Raw genomic sequence first — 17,199 nt, forward strand, 5'->3', positions numbered from 1 at the left:
GCCGGATCCCCTAATTCTCAAGCGCTTGCAGCAGCGCGGCGTGACCGATCCCGTCCCGGTCACGCTCATGGCTCAATTGCTCTGCCAATGATCTGTCGATCAAGGCGACCTCGCTGATCTGCCCGACGCTCATATCGCCCGTGGCCTGATCGACACGAAGAGGCAGGTGGAACATGCGCCCGTCCCGCATGGCGGTGCTGATGACGATTGAGTTGGCGCCATGTTCGTTGCCGGCGGATACAGCGATGAGATTGGTATCCGTCTGGCGAATCCAGTCTGGGAGGGCTCGTCCAGTTGCATCGGTGGCCGACCATTCGATCACAGGACCGAGAAGTTCGACATAAACGGAATCGCGCCATACGAGCGATCTGACTGTCAGCTTGTCAGCCGGCCCCGCGCCCGTCGCCACATCCACTTCCGCACCGCGATAAATCGCATCGCCGCCAGCCAGCTCCTGCTGACGCTGCAACAGAGCCTCGTGGAACGTGCGATTGCCTTCAACGACGTCCAGAATGCCAAGCACCTCGCCGGAGGATAGCCGGAGGTCGCCTTCACGCTCGGCATCCGGATCGCCGATATCTTCTGGCGGTTTGCCATTCCCGTCCTCGCCAGCCTCAATGACGATCCTCAGAACCGCATCGTCGCTCCCCCCTTGCCCATCGCTTACGCGGTAAAGAATCGCGAATTGGACTGTTGAGCCAGGCGGAAGATCGGCAGCAGCGGCGTTGGGCACGAAGCGCCAGGCGCCGTCCGTCGACATCGTAAGTTCGCCGTAGGTGAGAGCAATGGTTGCCGAAGCCGCACTGGAAACATCGATCGCGCCGTGGACCGTGCCTGTGGATGGGTCGAAGGAAGCGATCTGCGTGACGGTGAGCGGATCGGCGTCGGGTGTTCCATCGCGATCCGGACCATCGGGATTGGTGATCACGTTACCGGTCTGGATTTCCACCGCATCGCCTGACGAGATGTTATCGGTCGCGACCGGTGGGACGTTGGAGACGTCGTACACGATCCATGTCGAGAACGACGCGCCATGGCTGTCGGTCACTGTGAGCGGGATACGATTGACGCCCGGTATGAGTGGATCGGTGCCGGCCTGGCTGGCATCCGCCGTTACCAGGCCGCTGATCGTCGTACCATCGAAACCAAGCCCTGCGGGAAGAGCCGTCTCGTCGATTGTGAAAGTAAGCGTGTCGCCTCGGTCGGGATCGCGAGCGAACGGCGTCAGATCGAGATCGGGCGCGGTCTGCCCATCGACCAGCGACTGTACCGGAATATAGGCTGAGGGATCGCCGGGCGTCCGGCCATCCGGATTCTGTGGTTCGGGCGGTTGATTTTCGCCGATTACGATGACCGTAACTGTGGCAGTGCTCGTCCCGCCCTGTCCGTCGCTCAGGCGATATGTGAACGATGTCGTCACGCTATCGCCCTTTGGCAGGCTGACGAATTCCCCATTAGTATCGAACGTCATGGCGCCATCGGCCAAGACAGTGAAAAGACCGCCGGCAGAGCCCCGCCATGTCGTTCCGACCAGCGTATCGTCGCCATCGATGGCGGTGACAATCAGCGGCGTATCGCCATCGGGATCAGAGTCGATGCCGTTGCCATTGTCGTCGGTGATCACGTTGAGGGAGCCGGTTCCCTGATCGGTGACGGTCAGGATATCGTCCTTCGCGACAGGATCGGGATTACCGACCTTATAGAAAAAGCTCTGAGAGACCGTTTCACCAGCCAAGTCTTCGGCTGTCACCGTGACCGTATAGAGACCATCGGTAGCCACGCCGGTATTGCCGGTTTGAGAGGCGTCGCCCGCCAGAACACCGGACAGAATGCCGGCTGCCGGATCGATGGCCAATCCCTTCGGCAGACCCGTCGCCGAGAACGTCAGGCTGTCGTTGCCATCGACATCACTGAAGAAGGTCGACAGATCGAGCGGACCGACGCTCTCGCCGTCCGTCCCGACCCTGTCGGTCATATTGTCAGTCACGGTCGGCGCATCATTGACGCCCTGGATCGTCACCTCGACCAGCGCGGCGCTCGACGCGCCATCCGCATCGGTTATCCGGTAGCTTATCCAGCTCGTGGTATTCTCGCCCTCTACGAGATGTTGAAAATCGCTATTTTCCTTGAAAGTGAAACTGCCATCCGGGAGGATCGTGAAAAGTCCGCCGCCACTGCCCGCGACAGTCCGGCCGACATCGGCCTCCGCACCGCCAACGGCCGTAACGGTTAGAGGATCGCCATCCGGGTCGGTGTCCGCTCCCGCGCCATTATCGTTCATCACATGATCCGTCAGGACGCCGTCGTCCTCACTCATTGTCAGCCTGTCATCGAAGGCGGTGGGTTCGGGGTTGGTGACGACGATATCGAACGTGTCGGTCGCCGTCTCATCACCGGCGTCCCTGGCCACGACGGTGACAGTATAAGTGCCCGCTGGATTGCCGGCCGCATTGGTCTGCTGGCTGGCGTCGATGGGAATGGCGGCGATGTTGCTCACAATTCCGGTCGCCGGGTCGATAGCCAGCCAAGGCGGTGCGTCGGGGCCGAGCGAATAGGTTAGCGCCTCACCATCCGCATCGGTGAAGAGCGCCACGACCGAAATCGACCCTGCATCCGCGCCATCTATGGCAGTCTGATCGGCGATAGGCGACACCAAAACAGGCGGATCGTTGCGGCCCTGCACTTCGATGAAGGCCTTGGCGACAGGCGAACCCGTTGTTCCGTCATTGACCTTGACGTGGATCTCACGAAGCGTCGTATCGGGATTTTCGCTGGAATTTTTGAACCTTATCGCGTTGAGCGCCTCCTGATAGGTCGCTTTCGAGGCGCTACCAGTCATGAGAATATCGTTGGGTGTCGAAGACGGGTCGACAGCAATTCCGGCGGGGAGAGTGCCGGCATACAGCAAGGCATCGCCGTCTTCCGGGTTGGTTAGCGTCACCCGCAGGCCCGTCATGACCGTATCATCGACGTCGACGATGGAGACGCCGCCGGCCGGATGGCCGATAGTCACGGGATCGTCCCCTTCGACGAAGATCCCTCGATAGTCGATGCCTATGACGGTGTCGTCGCCCGGATCGAGATCGACGACCGGTTTGTCCTCGACCGGAATAACGTCGATCACGGTGGTAGAGACTGGCGAATAGGCCCCGCTCTTGTCCTGAATTTGCAGCTCGACGATACGCTGCTGATCGCTTGGATCCTCCGAGTCGGCGCGGAACCGGATATGTTGCAGCGCCTGTTGCCACTGCGCATTGTCCGCATCCCCCGAGAGATAGAATGTCACGGTGCCAGGCCCCAGAGTCTGATGGGCGCCGATACCGAGTGAATCCGGTATGGAGACCTCGAGCTGATCGGTGGGCATGGCGTTTGTGAGCGTGACGATGGCATGCGCGACGCCACTATCGGCCGTGATGCGGACATCCGTGTCGACCACGGCGACAGGATCGCCGTTCTCATAGTATTCGGTGATGTAGCGGCCGTTCAGATCGCTGGCGTCTCCATCGGCGTCGGCGGTCAGCTCCGGTGGCGCGCCGGCAACTGCCAAGCCGGATGTCAGCGCGCTGAGCAAAGCCGCGTCCGTATCGGCTCCGCCGCTGGTCGCCGGATCTGAGCCAACGTGGACCGCCTGCACGGTTTCCACGGCGGCGGCATCGAGAAGTATCCGGGGCTCCAACGCCAGCGGCTTTGCCATGACGCGGATTTCATCGGCTTGACGGCCGGCACGCCGGTTTTTCCAGAATATCACGCGGACCATCCCCTCATCGCATGGTTTGCAGACCACAAAGATGACGGACGAGGCTTAATAAAAGGTATTTTAGTTGAAATTTATTCATCTACACCTATTGGTTGCATAGCGGGCCGCGTGTATTCACCCATGCGGTCTGGGGCGCGAAGAACCCGCAATGCAATTTGCTGCTTGAAACTGACGGGACATCCGTCTATCACGCCGCACATTCGTGCAGCGCGTGGAGCGCTGTGCCGGAAAGCCGCTTTAGCTCAGTTGGTAGAGCACATCATTCGTAATGATGGGGTCACGTGTTCGAGTCACGTAAGCGGCACCACAGCTCGGCGCAGACCGGTTCGGTCATTTCTTTTCCAACACATTTCCGCTTCAACGCCGTTTGGCGATGTAGATGCCGTAGGGCGGCAGGCTCTTTTCCGTTACGTCGAAGGGTTTGTCGTCCGGCTTGAGGGCCAGCGGCTCCCACACGCCGTCGGGGCAGGTCATCGGCGCGTTTTCACCACTCATATTGACGGCGATGAAGAGCGTTTCCTCCTCCGTCGACCGTTCGTAGCTCAGCACTCTATCGTCGGTTTGATGAAAGACGATTGTCCCCTTTGCCAGAGCTGGATGGGTGTGGCGAAAGGCCGTCAAGGTCCGATAGAAATGCAGCAGCGAATTTGAATCCTCTTCCTGCAGCGTCACCGACAGGTCCAGATGGCTGTTTGCAACCGGCAGCCAGGGTCTGGCAGAGGAGAAGCCGCCATGCGGAGCGTGGTGCGACCAGACCATCGGTGTGCGTGAACCGTCCCGTCCCTTGAAGGCCGGCCAGAACCGGATGCCGTAGGGGTCCTGCAGATCCTCATATGGCACTTCCGCTTCATCGAAGCCCAACTCCTCGCCCTGATAGAGGCTGACCGAGCCACGCAAGGTGAGAAGCACCGTCGCCAGAACGCGGAGAAACGCCGCGCGATCCTCGAAGACGGCATCGCAGTAGCGTGAAGCATGACGCGCGACGTCATGGTTCGAAAAAGCCCAGCACGACCACCCATCCGGCGCCGCCGCCTCGACTTCCTCGACCGTCTTGCGCACACCGCGCGGCGTCAGTGGACCCGGCGCCAGAAATTCGAACGAGTAGCACATATGGATGCCGTCGGTGCCGGAGGTGTATTGCCCGACGATTTCGAGCCCGCGCAGGGCGTCGCTCACCTCGCCAAGGGCGGCGCGGTCTTCGAACTCCTCCAGAAGCGCCCGAAACCGGGCGAGAAAAGCAAGATTCTCAGGCCGGCTCTTGTCGTAGATGTGGTTCTGATAATTGTACGGATTGACACGCGGCGCCGTGATTTCGTTGCGATCCTCCGGCGGCAGGGCCGGGTTGTTCTGCAGATCGGCGGAGTGAAAATAGAAATTGATGGTGTCCAGCCGGACGCCATCCACTCCGCGTTCCAGCCAGAAACGCACCGTGCCCAGAAGCGCGTCCTGAACTTCCGGATTATGGAAATTGAGATCAGGCTGACTGGTCAGAAAGTTATGCAGATAATATTGGCATCGTGTCGCATCCCACTCCCAGGCCGTGCCGCCGAAAATGGAAAGCCAGTTATTGGGCGGACCGCCATCTTCCTTTGGATCGGCCCAGACATACCAGTCCGCCTTGGCGCCATCGCGGCCGGAACGGCTCTCCATGAACCAGGGATGTCGATCCGATGAATGGGATATCACCTGATCGATAATAACCTTCAGGCCAAGTTCGTGGGCGCGACTGACGAGGCGGTCGAAATCGGAAAGCGTGCCGAACATTGGATCGACATCGGTGTAATGAGCGATGTCGTAGCCGAAATCATCCATCGGCGATGGGAAGAAGGGGGAAATCCAGATCGCGTCGACGCCGAGGGACGCGACATAGGGCAGCCGCTGCGTTATCCCCGCAAGATCGCCGATCCCGTCTCCATTGCTGTCCTGAAAGGAGCGGGGATAGATCTGATAGATCACCGCACCGCGCCACCAGTCGGGGTCGCGCACCATGACAGGAGCTGTCATCTGTGCGTCGGCCATCGATTCAAGACTCATGAATTCGCCTCATCCTGACATTGGAATAGGTCAAAGACTGGCGCGTTCGCCCTGAAGGTCCAGCCGCCAAAGGCGTTTACATCGCCGCAGCGCGACTTTTTTCGATATAGATTTCCCGAAGCCGCCGCGCGACCGGACCAGGTTCACCCTCGCCGATGGCAACGCCATCGATCTCGATCACAGGGCAAACGAAGCTGCTGGCCGAGGTGGAGAAGGCTTCACGTGCCGCCTTCACTTCATCGGGCGTAAAGGGACGCTCCTCGACCTTGATCTGAAGCTCCCTCGCACACTGGAGCACGGCCTGACGGGTAATTCCGGAAAGGATGTCCGACGAAAGCTGTCGAGTAACGATCGTGCCATCCGTCGTAACGATATAGGCATTGTTGGACGATCCCTCCGTCACCAAGCCATCGCGAACCAGCCAGACATCGTCAGCGCCTTTCGCGTGTGCCTGGCTCTTGGCCCAGGATGCATAGAGAAGCTGAGTGGTCTTGATGTCGCTGCGCCGCCAGCGCAGATCATCGGCTGAAACCACCTTCTGGCCGCGCGCCGCAAGCGGACTGTCGACCAGCGATTTCTTCTGCGTGAACAGAACGAGGTTCGGGCGCGTTTCGGCATCCGGAAATAGAAAATCCCGGTCCGCCGCGCCCCGCGTGACCTGCAGGTAGATCATCCCCTCTTCAATTCCGTTTTCGGTAACGAGCGTCCGATGGATATCGAGCATTTCCTCATCGGAGACCGGCGCGGGCATATCCAGTTCGCTCAGAGAGCGTGACAGGCGCGCCATGTGGCCAGCGAAATCGATCAACTTGCCGTCCAGGACGGATGTCACCTCATAGACCGCATCGGCAAACAGAAACCCCCGGTCAAAAACGGAAATCTTCGCTTCGTCTTCGGGGAGGTAATCCCCATTCACATAGACCGTTCGCATGAGAGCACTTTCCTTGAGGGACGCTGAGGGCAGTCTGACGGAGACGATGTCGACTTGCACGACCGGCACTGACGGAAGTGCGTGTGCCGGATGAGCCGGTTTTAGATGATCCGCACCGATTATCAACGTCGCCCGGTATGTCATTTTCATTCGTCATCTGCGCGCAGAGAAAGTTTGAAGAAAACCAAATTCTGTCACCGATCCGCCCGCTGAATACGTCTTATGTCTGGGGGCAAGAGCCCTTGGCGGGAAGCTGCGGCTGGTTTAGGTGCTAGCTATGAGCAGCAAGCGACTCGATGTTCACAATTCGAACATTCCACAGGTCTGTCTGGCCTGCGAAGCCCGGCACCGTGGTGTCTGCGGAACGCTGACCCCGGATCAGCTGCTGAAACTTTCCAAAACAACCAGCAAACACATTTTCGCCGCCGACGATGAGATGATTCCCGCAGGCGGCGAGGTACGCCATTATTCCAATATCCTGTCCGGCGTCGTGAAACTGACGCGGTTAATGTCCGATGGCCGACAGCAGATCGTGGGACTGCAATTCGCGCCGGACTTTCTTGGACGGCCGTTCCGCAATTCGAGCGATATCGCAGCGGAGGCGGCGACCGAAGTCCGCGTCTGCTCGTTTCCCAAAGCGACGCTCGAAGAACTGGTTCGCGAAGCGCCCGAACTGGAGCACATGCTTCATCAGCAGGCGCTCAAGGAGCTGGACGAGGCGAGAGAATGGATTCTGACACTCGGACGGAAGACCGCTGCGGAAAAGGTGGCGAGCTTCCTTTACCTCATCGCCAGCCATATCGATCCTGAGCAAAAGTCGGAGACTGGGCCAATCCATTTCGAACTCCCCTTGAAGCGCGCCGATATTGCCGACTTCCTAGGCCTGACGATTGAGACGGTCAGCCGCCAGATCACAAAATTGCGCAAGAGCGGAGTTATCGAACTTGAGGGAACGCGCATCGTGACAGTGCCTTCCATGAAGGCATTGCAGCGCGCTTCCGCAACCGATCTGGAGTAGATCGCCAAATCACGGAGGCGCTCGATGAAACTGGTGACGCTTACCCCTATCCTGCCCGTTCGCGCCATCAAAGAATCGATCGATTTTTACGAGCGCTTTCTCGGCTTTTCATGCAGCTTTCAGACCGAAGATTACGCTTATATCGCCCGTGACGGCATTGCGTGCCGGCTTGTCACAGCCCTTCCGGCAAAAGATATGAATTCGCCCGATAGCCAGGTCCATATCTATATCGATGTGGACGGCATCGACGAGCTTTACTCGACGATGCAGAGCCAGTTGAAGAAATTACCGAAAGGGCGGCACCGTCCGCTGTTCGATACACCATACGGGTATCGCGAGTTTCACGTCATCGATCCCGATGTCACATTGATCTCCTTCGGAGAACGGGTCAGTACCTCTCCTTGATCAAAGCCGTCTTGCCCCAGCATGGGGCGGCGAGCTAGACAGCCTGAGAATAGCGGGCGGTTTCACCGGGCGTACGGTAGACGTCCATCCAGGACGCGACAATGCGGGCGAACGCGCGAGCATCCTGCGGCACCGTGACCACTTCTTCATCCATAGAGGCAAGCGCAAAATCGTCGTTCGCCACTTGCCACTTCACCGACTTGGCCAAGGATCGTGCCGGCTCCCCAAACCGATCCGCCAAAGCCGAAAAATCGAGGCGGAAATCGCAGAGCAGCCGTTCGATGGCGTAAGCTCTCATGCGGTCGTCGGCCGAGAGCGCATAGCCTTTCGAGGCGGTGGTCTCACCATTTTCCACCGCTGCGCGGTAGTTGTTCGTTGGAACAATATTCTGGATATAACCACCGGGATATTTCGAGATAGCCGATGCGCCAAATCCGATCAGGACCGGCGCCGTATCGGCCGTATAGCCCTGAAAGTTCCTCCGGAGACAGCCGGTACGTGCTGCGACGGCCAAGGTGTCGGACGGTAGAGCGAAATGGTCGAAGCCGATGGTGTCGTAACCGGCATCGACCAGAAAATTCGCGGCGATGTCCGCCTGTTTCAAACGCTCGTAACGTCCCGGAAGATCGCTGTCTGCAATCATACGCTGATGGGTTTTCGCCCAAGGCACGTGGGCATATCCGAACAGCGCCACACGCTCGGGCTGCAATTCGATCACCTGCTCGATAGTGCGCACGAGCCGCTCACTCGTCTGGCGCGGCAGGCCGTATAGCGCATCGATATTGAGCGTACAGTCCGTACGCTCCCGGAGCGCTGCAGCTACTGACGCCGTGGATTGGAAGCTTTGCGGCCGGTTGATCGCCGCCTGCACATCGGGGTCGAAATCCTGCACCCCGATAGATGCGCGAGTAAGGCCGAGGGCCTGCAAACCGTCGAGCGTATCGTCTGAGACATCGGACGGATCGATCTCGACAGCGATCTCGGCAGCCTTCTCTATACGGAAGACCGAGCGGATCGTTTCGCCAATCCGGATCATGTCTTCGCTATTCAGCAGGCTCGGCGATCCACCGCCGAGATGGAGTGCGCTCAGGGACGGCCGTGCGTCCAACCTCTGACCGAATGTCTCGATCTCCCTGATCAGCGTGTCGACATAGGCGCGGACGGGTTCGTAGCGCTTGGTCTGCTTGGTGTGGCAACCGCAGAACCAACAGAGCCTGTCACAGAAGGGGATATGGAGATAGACCGAGACCCGCTCACTGTCTCGGCAGGCATCGGCAAAGTCCTCGACAAGCGTCATTCCAACCGTTGCATCGAAATGCGGCGCGGTCGGATAGCTCGTATAGCGCGGCGTGGTCTCACCGTGAACGGCGAGTAGTGCGTCGAGATCCCTCATAAGGCGGCTCGCATTTCCTGTCGCAGAATGGGGACCACGTGATCCCGTTCAAAGGCGATATGGCGGCGCAGTCCCTCGAAGAACCCACGCAGCATGTAGCCCAGCGCCTCGGTATCGAGCCGTCCGCGGCCCGCAACATGATCGCGCAGGGCTTCCGCCAGTTCGTCGGCGTAAGATTTGTCAGCTACGTGCTCCAGCCAGAGACGCGCCATTGTCTGCTCCTGATCCGGCGAGACCGTCTTCCAAAGAGGAAAAACATGGGTTTCCTCGAATCTGTGCGCATCGGCAATGGCGGCTGGCAGAGCACGGGCGATGTGCAGACAGGCCTGCCTGTTCGCTTCTCCGGCCAGTTCGTCCGCTACCAGTTCCAGATTGTCGCATAGCAATTCCAGAAGTCGGATTTGATGCAGCATTCCTTCGATCACGACTCCCAGGTTGGCTGCTGCCGGTGTCGACAAGCGTGACAACGATGACGACTCGCCTGGCGGCGAGCCGCCCTCAATCGGCTCGTTCACGGCCCAACTCCCTCGTGCTCTCTTTCCTTCAGTTTTCCCGAAGAGAGCCCGCATCTCCTTGATTCAGATCAAGGCTCACAGGCGTCGCCTGCCTTACCGATCCCCGCTGACGGGAAAGGTGCGTTCCTGACCCGGATGGGGATATGTTGAAGAAGGAGTGCGCGTGATGCGCAATCAGGTGGAAGCCTTTCTGGTAGGCGTGGCGGCAGTGCTTGCGCTTGTCCTGGCCGGTCTTGCAGCCGACGAGGGAATGCGAACCCATGCATGGGTGCTGTTTGGCGTTCTGGCCATAGCAACCTGGTTTCTGCTTCGGCGGGTGGACTTTTCGGGAGCGAAAACCGTTCCGCTGAGATCCGAAGTTGCTGCGACGGAACCGCTCTATAACGATACCGTCATCCGCTACGGCGTCATCGCAACATCGGCGTGGGGTATTGTCGGGTTTCTGGTCGGCATCGTCGTCGCGCTGCAGCTCTCTTTTCCCGATCTGAACATCGAGCCGTGGTTCAATTTCGGTCGCATGCGTCCCCTGCATACATCGGCCGTGATTTTCGCCTTTGGCGGCAGCGCGCTCATCACAACCAGCTTCTACGTGGTGCAGAGAACGACACGTGCATCGCTGTTCGGCGGATCTTTGGCATGGTTCGTTTTCTGGGGCTACCAGCTCTTCATCGTGCTGGCCGCGACCGGCTATCTGCTCGGCATCACCCAGAGCAAAGAGTATGCCGAGCCAGAATGGTATGTCGATCTTTGGCTGACCATCGTGTGGGTGGCCTATCTGGTCGTGTTTGTCGGCACGCTGGTGAAGCGCAAGGAACCGCACATCTACGTCGCCAACTGGTTCTTCCTCTCATTCATCGTGACCGTCGCCATGCTCCATGTGGTGAATGGTCTGACCATGCCGGTCAGCCTGCTAGGCGCGAAGAGCTATAGCGCTTTCTCCGGCGTTCAGGACGCATTGACGCAGTGGTGGTACGGCCACAATGCCGTCGGTTTCTTCCTGACCGCAGGCTTCCTCGGCATGATGTATTATTTCATTCCGAAGCAGGCCAACCGACCAGTCTATTCGTATCGGCTGTCGATCATCCACTTCTGGAGCCTGATCTTCCTCTATATCTGGGCCGGCCCACACCATCTGCACTTCACCGCCCTGCCCGACTGGGCGCAGACGCTGGGCATGGTGTTCTCCGTCATGTTGTGGATGCCGAGCTGGGGCGGCATGATCAACGGTCTGATGACGCTGTCGGGCGCATGGGACAAGCTGCGCACCGATCCGATCCTGCGCATGCTCGCTATGAGCGTCGCCTTCTACGGCATGTCTACATTCGAAGGCCCGATGCTCTCCATCAAGAGCGTAAACGGCCTGTCGCACTACACCGACTGGACGATCGGTCACGTCCATTCCGGTGCGCTTGGCTGGAACGGCATGATCACGTTCGGCGCGCTCTACTATCTGACGCCGAAACTGTGGGGCCGCACCCGGCTCTATTCGCTGCGGCTGGTCAACTGGCACTTCTGGCTGGCTACGCTCGGCATCGTGATCTACGCCGCCGTCATGTGGGTGTCCGGCATCATGCAGGGCCTGATGTGGCGCGAAGTCGGGCCGGATGGGTTCCTGGCCTACTCCTTCGTGGAGACGGTCCAGGCCATGCATCCCTACTATGTGGCTCGTGCTTTCGCCGGCATCCTGTTCCTCAGCGGTGCTCTGATCATGGCCTTCAACCTTTACCAGACCATTCGCGGCCGCCTGCGCGACGAAGCGCCGATGGGCCAGAGCGCCATCGAAGGCGTCGCGACGCCGGCAGAATGACGGGGATTTGAGCAATGAGTGACAAGAAACCGAAAAAAGAAAACGAGGCGCTGGACGGCGCCTTGCCGGAGGTGAAGGCCGACCCCGTCGCCCGCGGACTTCTGGCCAATCACGGCAAGATCGAGCGAAACGCTTCGCTTCTTCTCGTACTCAGCCTCGTAGTGGTTACAATCGGCGGTATCGTCGAAATCGCTCCGTTGTTCTGGCTGGAAAACACCATCGAGAAGGTGGAGGGTGTGCGCCCCTATTCGCCGCTCGAACTGGCCGGACGCAACATCTACGTTCGTGAAGGCTGTTATGTCTGTCACAGCCAGATGATCCGGCCGTTCCGCGATGAAGTGGAGCGCTACGGCCATTACAGCCTGGCGGCCGAGAGCATCTACGATCATCCTTTTCAGTGGGGATCGAAACGGACGGGGCCTGATCTGGCTCGGGTCGGAGGCCGCTACTCCAACGAGTGGCACGTCCAGCACATGATCGAACCGCGCGATGTCGTCCCGGAAAGCATCATGCCGTCCTATTCGTTTCTGGCTGACAAGGAACTGGTCGTCGAAGACCCTGCTGCGCATATGGTGGCCAATCGCCGGGTCGGCGTTCCCTATGACGACGCGATGATCGAGAACGCCAATGCCGACCTCGCTGTGCAGGCCGATCCGGACGGGGACTGGTCGGGCCTTCTGGAGCGATATCCCAAGGCTGTGACTGGCGACTTCGACGGAGACCCATCCCGTGTGACGGAAATGGACGCTCTAATCGCCTACCTCCAGATGCTCGGCACGCTCGTCGACTTTTCGACCGAGACGCCGCAGCAGGCAGCCACCACGGACGATGGGGAGGCCAGCTAATGGAATTGACTTATGACGCGATGCGGCACTTCGCCGATAGCTGGGGCCTGCTGGGCATGCTGGCCTTCTTTCTTGCAGCCGTTCTGATGGTCCTGCGCCCCGGTGCGCGGTCGCGGGCCGAAGACGCCGCGCAGATACCCTTCAAAGAGGACTGATAGATGAGCACCGAGAACAGGGACCCTCACGGCCGCGAGGTCGATGACGTCACCGGTACCGAAACGACCGGTCACGAATGGGACGGCATCAAGGAGTTGAATACACCGATGCCCCGCTGGTGGTTGTGGACCTTCTACGCCACCATCGTTTTCGGCATCGTCTACACCATCCTTTATCCGGCATGGCCGTTGGTGAATACAGCAACGTCCGGGCTTCTCAACTGGTCGTCGCGGAGCGATCTTTCCACGGCCATGGCGGCGCAGGCCGATGCCAATTCGGGACGGATCGAGGCGATCAAGAGCAAGTCAATCGAAGAGATCGCCGCTGACGAGCAGCTTCGGCCCTTCGCCATCGCGGCAGGGCGCGCTGCGTTTAAGGTCAATTGCGTTCAATGCCATGGCGCCGGCGCAGAAGGCGGCGAGGGCTACCCGAACCTCAACGACGACGTCTGGCTATGGGGCGGCACGCTGGAGTCGATTCAGACAACTCTTGCCCATGGCATACGCTACGAACAGGACGACGATACGCGCATTTCGGACATGCCGGCCTTTGGAGACGGCATCCTCGACAATGAGGAAATCCGTGATGTCGCCTGGTATGTGCGTAAATTGTCGGCACAGGAATTCGACGCCGAAGCTGCCGAGCGGGGCGAAACGATCTTCGTCGATAATTGCTCGGCTTGTCATGGCGACGATGGCGGCGGTCTGGACGATCTCGGCGCGCCAGCGCTGAACGACGCGCTATGGCTCTATGGCGGCGACCATTCGCAAATCGTTGCGCAGGTCCGGCAGCCAAAACACGGCGTCATGCCGGCCTGGGAAGAGCGGCTGGGCGATACCACCGTCAAGCAACTGACCGTCTACGTTCACTCCCTCGGCGGCGGTGAATGAACCCAAGCGATTTTCCGGGCGTTTGCAGATCGGGAGGAGAGAGGGCGGTGGTCGCATGACCGCCGCCCTTTCATTTCTTTCAGCCGAAACAGGCGAGAGCCCGGCTGGCTCTCATTCTTCCAGTTCTTCGGTAACGGCTTGCGCGGCCTTGCCGTGCCGGGTCCAGATCGTGCCATCGATAAGACCCTTCAATTCCGGGTAGTCATCATTGTCGAAGAGTGGCTCGATACCTTGGGCGCGCTGCGCAAAGTAATCCTTGGTCAATTTCACGACCGTGCCGGACAAGGCCAAAATCGCAATCAAATTGACCGTCGCCATCAATCCCATCGAAGCATCGGCGAAATTGAAGACTGTCGAGACTGCCTGCACCGATCCCCAGATGACCATGGCGATCACTGCCAAACGCATGATGATGAGACCTGGACCGTTGGCCAGACCTAGGAACGTCAGCGCGTTTTCCGCATAGGAGTAGTTGCCGATGATAGAAGTGAACGCGAAAAAGAAGATCGCGATCGCCACGAAATAGGTGCCGGCAACGCCAATATGATCGGCAAGCGCCATCTGCGTCAGTTCGGTTCCCGTCGTGCCGCCGGGCTCATAAACGCCGGAGAGCAGGATCATGAATGCGGTCGCCGAACATATCAGCAGCGTATCGATAAACACGCCCAATCCCTGAACCAGCCCCTGCGATGAGGGGTGATGCGGCACTGGAGTGGCGACCGCCGCGATGTTCGGCGCCGAGCCCATACCCGCTTCGTTGGAGAAAAGACCCCGCTTCACACCGTTCAGCATGGCTGCCATGACGCCGCCTGTCACACCACCGGCTGCTTCCTCGAAACCGAACGCATTACCGATGATCTGCATGAAGACACCGGGAACCTCGGCGATGTTGATGATGATGACAAACAGCGCCACTGCGAGATAGGCGATTGCCATGAAGGGCACGACAATCTCCGCCACCCTTGCGATCGAACGGATACCGCCGAAGATGACGACCCCGGCCAAAGCACCGACCGCAATGCCGACCCATAGCTTCGGAATGCCGAGACCGGCCTCCATCGCGTCGGCGATTGAATTGGCCTGAACCGCTTGGAAGATCAGCCCGAAGGAAAGGATCAGCGCGACCGAGAAAATGGCGGCCGCCCAATTCTGCTTAAGCCCACGCGAAATGTAGAAAGCGGGACCACCGCGATAGTCGCCATCTTCGTTGCGCACCTTGTAAAGCTGCGCCAGCGTAGACTCGGCATAAGCGGTGGCCATTCCGACCAGAGCGACCATCCACATCCAGAAGATCGCGCCCGGCCCACCGAGCGAAAGCGCGACTGCGACACCGGCAAGGTTGCCCGTTCCCACCCGGCTGGCCAGGCTGACCGTGAGCGCCTGAAGCGGCGTGATGCCGGCGCTGTCCGTCTGGCCGGAGGCTGTTATGACCCTGAAGAATTCGGGGAAATGGCGAAGCTGCAGGAAACCGAGGCGAAGTGTGAAGAACACTCCGACGGCCAAGAGGCCATAAATAAGAATATAGCCCCAGAAGATCGTATTCAGAAAATCGATGATAGCAGTCATGGGCGCTGTCCCTCTTTGCATGAAATGACAGGACGTGTTGGCGTCCAGCCGATACTTCACAAGACGACGCGGCTTTCACCCCCATTCGAAAAGCCGTCCGTCAGACAAGAACAATAAATCGAACATGCTCCCGCGCAAGCGGGGACGTTTTCCACAAGCTCCTGACTTTACATGCAATTTTAGCAATGCGTGATCGTGGGATGCCGCCTGACTTCTTCAACAAGTTGATATCGATCAAGGCGGAAGGCGATAAGCCTCGGCATGGAATGGGATAATCGCCGCGCCCTGTCGGTTTCCAGGAGTAAAAATGTCGAGTGTTTCTGAGCCGACCCGCCCACATCATGATGTCGACCGCCATGATGTCGAGCCGGTCAATGCGGACCCGTCAGACAAGCCGCTTTACGAAGGGCGCAAAAAAATCTTTCCGAAACGGGCGAGCGGACGCTTCCGTCGCCTGAAATGGATCATCATGGCGGTCACGCTGGGCATTTACTACGTGACGCCCTGGCTTCGCTGGGACCGGGGCCAATTCGCCCCCGATCAGGCGGTCCTCGTCGATATGGCGAACCGCCGCTTCTATTTTTTCATGGTCGAGATCTGGCCACAGGAATTCTTTTTCGTCGCCGGCATGCTCGTCATGGCGGGCATCGGCTTGTTCCTTGTCACCTCGGTCGCGGGCCGCGCCTGGTGCGGCTATACCTGTCCGCAGACGGTATGGACCGATCTCTTTCTGGTGATCGAGCGCTTTATCGAGGGAGACCGCAATGCGCGGATCAGGCTGGATAACGCACACTGGAGCTTGAATAAGATCGCAAAGCGCGTCTCCAAACACGCCATCTGGCTGGTGATCGCGGTGGCGACCGGAGGCGCGTGGATTTTCTATTTCGCAGATGCGCCAACGCTTGCCGACCAGTTCATCCACGGTGAGGCGCCGACAGTTGCCTATATGACGGTCGCCGTTCTGACCGCGACTACCTACGTCTTCGGTGGGCTGATGCGTGAACAGGTCTGCATCTATATGTGCCCATGGCCACGCATTCAGGCGGCTATGCTGGACGAGGAAAGCCTGACCGTCACCTATAATGACTGGCGGGGCGAGCCGCGTGGCCGGGGCAAGAAGAGAAAAGCGGCGGCCGGCGTGAAGACAGGCGATTGCGTCGATTGCAATGCCTGTGTCGTCGTCTGCCCGATGGGCATCGATATTCGCGACGGCCAGCAGATGGCCTGCATTACGTGTGCTCTCTGTATCGATGCATGCGACGAGGTGATGGACAAGCTCGGCCGAGACCGGGGGCTTATCTCCTATGCCACGCTATCCGACTACAACCTCAACATGGCCATGGCGACCGAGCCGGGTTCCGGCAGGATCGACCCCGATCGGGTGCACACTGACGACGGCCATATCAAAGACGGTTTTCGCCATTTCCGATGGTCGCATCTGCTGCGTCCCCGCACCTTCATTTACACCGGCCTTTGGGTGGCGATCGGCATCGCCATGCTTTTGGCACTGGGAATGCGCGACCGTCTGGAGGTGAACGTGCTGCACGACCGCAATCCGGTTTTCACGCGGCTATCGGATGGCTCCGTTCAGAACGGCTACACGATCAAGATCCTGAACATGAAGCCAGAGCCACGCACCATCCGCCTCGGGATCGAAGGACTGGAAGGGGCTTCCATGTCCGTCAACGAAATCAACGATGAGCCGGCGCGCAGCGTGGCAGTGCCGGTGGACCCCGATAAACTGCGGCAATTAAAGGTCTTCGTGACCGTCCCGCGAGACCGCCTCGCGGCAGGAAAAACATCGTTCACCTTTAGCGTGGACGACCAGAGCGACCAGGAGCATGATTCCTATCGCGCCCGCTTCGAAGCGCCGGAGAATTAA

At 59.2% G+C, this 17,199-nt stretch carries 13 protein-coding genes and 1 tRNA gene; 8 read left to right on the forward strand and 6 right to left on the reverse strand.

The window, feature by feature from the left end; genetic code table 11:
* Positions 1 to 10: 10 nt before the first annotated feature.
* The gene (locus NIM86_RS04365) at positions 11 to 3,748 is read right to left on the reverse strand and encodes an Ig-like domain-containing protein (protein WP_253379480.1); all 3,738 of its coding nucleotides are present in this window, start codon (positions 3,746 to 3,748) and stop codon (positions 11 to 13) included.
* A 240-nt stretch (positions 3,749 to 3,988) separates the two neighbouring features.
* Between NIM86_RS04365 and NIM86_RS04370 the strand changes: the two genes are divergently transcribed.
* Positions 3,989 to 4,064 (forward strand) — tRNA-Thr (locus NIM86_RS04370).
* 50 nt (positions 4,065 to 4,114) lie between these two features.
* Here the strand turns inward: NIM86_RS04370 and NIM86_RS04375 are convergent.
* Positions 4,115 to 5,791, reverse strand: coding sequence for an alpha-glucosidase (locus tag NIM86_RS04375; protein ID WP_371872831.1), 1,677 nt, complete (start codon positions 5,789 to 5,791; stop codon positions 4,115 to 4,117).
* Positions 5,792 to 5,867: 76 nt separating this feature from the next.
* Entirely contained in the window at positions 5,868 to 6,722 is an 855-nt protein-coding gene (locus NIM86_RS04380; RefSeq protein ID WP_253380713.1) for a D-amino-acid transaminase, read from the reverse strand.
* Between the two features lie 277 nt (positions 6,723 to 6,999).
* Here NIM86_RS04380 and NIM86_RS04385 point away from each other — a divergent pair, with 277 nt between their 5' ends.
* Entirely contained in the window at positions 7,000 to 7,740 is a 741-nt protein-coding gene (locus NIM86_RS04385; protein ID WP_253379481.1) for a Crp/Fnr family transcriptional regulator, read from the forward strand.
* 24 nt (positions 7,741 to 7,764) lie between these two features.
* Positions 7,765 to 8,145, forward strand: a complete 381-nt coding sequence (locus NIM86_RS04390; protein ID WP_253379482.1) for a VOC family protein — start codon at positions 7,765 to 7,767, stop codon at positions 8,143 to 8,145.
* 34 nt (positions 8,146 to 8,179) lie between these two features.
* Here NIM86_RS04390 and hemN read toward each other — a convergent pair whose 3' ends face one another.
* A complete protein-coding gene (gene hemN, locus NIM86_RS04395) occupies positions 8,180 to 9,538 on the reverse strand; it encodes an oxygen-independent coproporphyrinogen III oxidase (protein ID WP_253379483.1) in 1,359 nt (452 codons plus the stop codon).
* Positions 9,535 to 10,053 carry a hemerythrin domain-containing protein gene (locus tag NIM86_RS04400; RefSeq protein ID WP_253379484.1) on the reverse strand — a complete coding sequence of 173 codons (519 nt, stop codon included), beginning with the start codon at positions 10,051 to 10,053 and terminating at the stop codon, positions 9,535 to 9,537. Before NIM86_RS04400 ends, hemN begins: the two co-directional genes overlap by 4 nt.
* A gap of 166 nt (positions 10,054 to 10,219) precedes the next feature.
* Between NIM86_RS04400 and ccoN the strand changes: the two genes are divergently transcribed.
* The 4 genes from ccoN to ccoP are packed head-to-tail and all read left to right on the forward strand — an operon-like array spanning position 10,220 to position 13,751.
* Positions 10,220 to 11,860 (forward strand): cytochrome-c oxidase, cbb3-type subunit I, encoded by a 1,641-nt coding sequence (ccoN, locus tag NIM86_RS04405; RefSeq protein ID WP_253380715.1) that lies wholly within the window; start codon positions 10,220 to 10,222, stop codon positions 11,858 to 11,860.
* 14 nt (positions 11,861 to 11,874) lie between these two features.
* Positions 11,875 to 12,705, forward strand: a complete 831-nt coding sequence (gene ccoO / locus NIM86_RS04410) for a cytochrome-c oxidase, cbb3-type subunit II (protein ID WP_253379486.1) — start codon at positions 11,875 to 11,877, stop codon at positions 12,703 to 12,705.
* Entirely contained in the window at positions 12,705 to 12,860 is a 156-nt protein-coding gene (locus NIM86_RS04415) for a cbb3-type cytochrome c oxidase subunit 3 (protein ID WP_253379488.1), read from the forward strand. The genes ccoO and NIM86_RS04415 overlap by 1 nt, the downstream gene beginning before the upstream one ends.
* Before the next feature lie 3 nt (positions 12,861 to 12,863).
* Positions 12,864 to 13,751, forward strand: coding sequence for a cytochrome-c oxidase, cbb3-type subunit III (gene ccoP / locus NIM86_RS04420; RefSeq protein WP_253379490.1), 888 nt, complete (start codon positions 12,864 to 12,866; stop codon positions 13,749 to 13,751).
* A gap of 111 nt (positions 13,752 to 13,862) precedes the next feature.
* On the opposite strand, the gene NIM86_RS04425 is transcribed toward ccoP, so the two are convergent.
* Complete coding sequence (locus tag NIM86_RS04425) at positions 13,863 to 15,317, reverse strand: sodium:alanine symporter family protein (protein ID WP_253379492.1); 1,455 nt, start codon at positions 15,315 to 15,317, stop codon at positions 13,863 to 13,865.
* 307 nt (positions 15,318 to 15,624) lie between these two features.
* Here NIM86_RS04425 and ccoG point away from each other — a divergent pair, with 307 nt between their 5' ends.
* Positions 15,625 to 17,199, forward strand: a complete 1,575-nt coding sequence (ccoG, locus tag NIM86_RS04430; protein ID WP_253379494.1) for a cytochrome c oxidase accessory protein CcoG — start codon at positions 15,625 to 15,627, stop codon at positions 17,197 to 17,199.

Origin of the sequence: Notoacmeibacter sp. MSK16QG-6 (assembly GCF_024158145.1) — a bacterium.
Lineage (GTDB): Bacteria > Pseudomonadota > Alphaproteobacteria > Rhizobiales > Rhizobiaceae > Notoacmeibacter.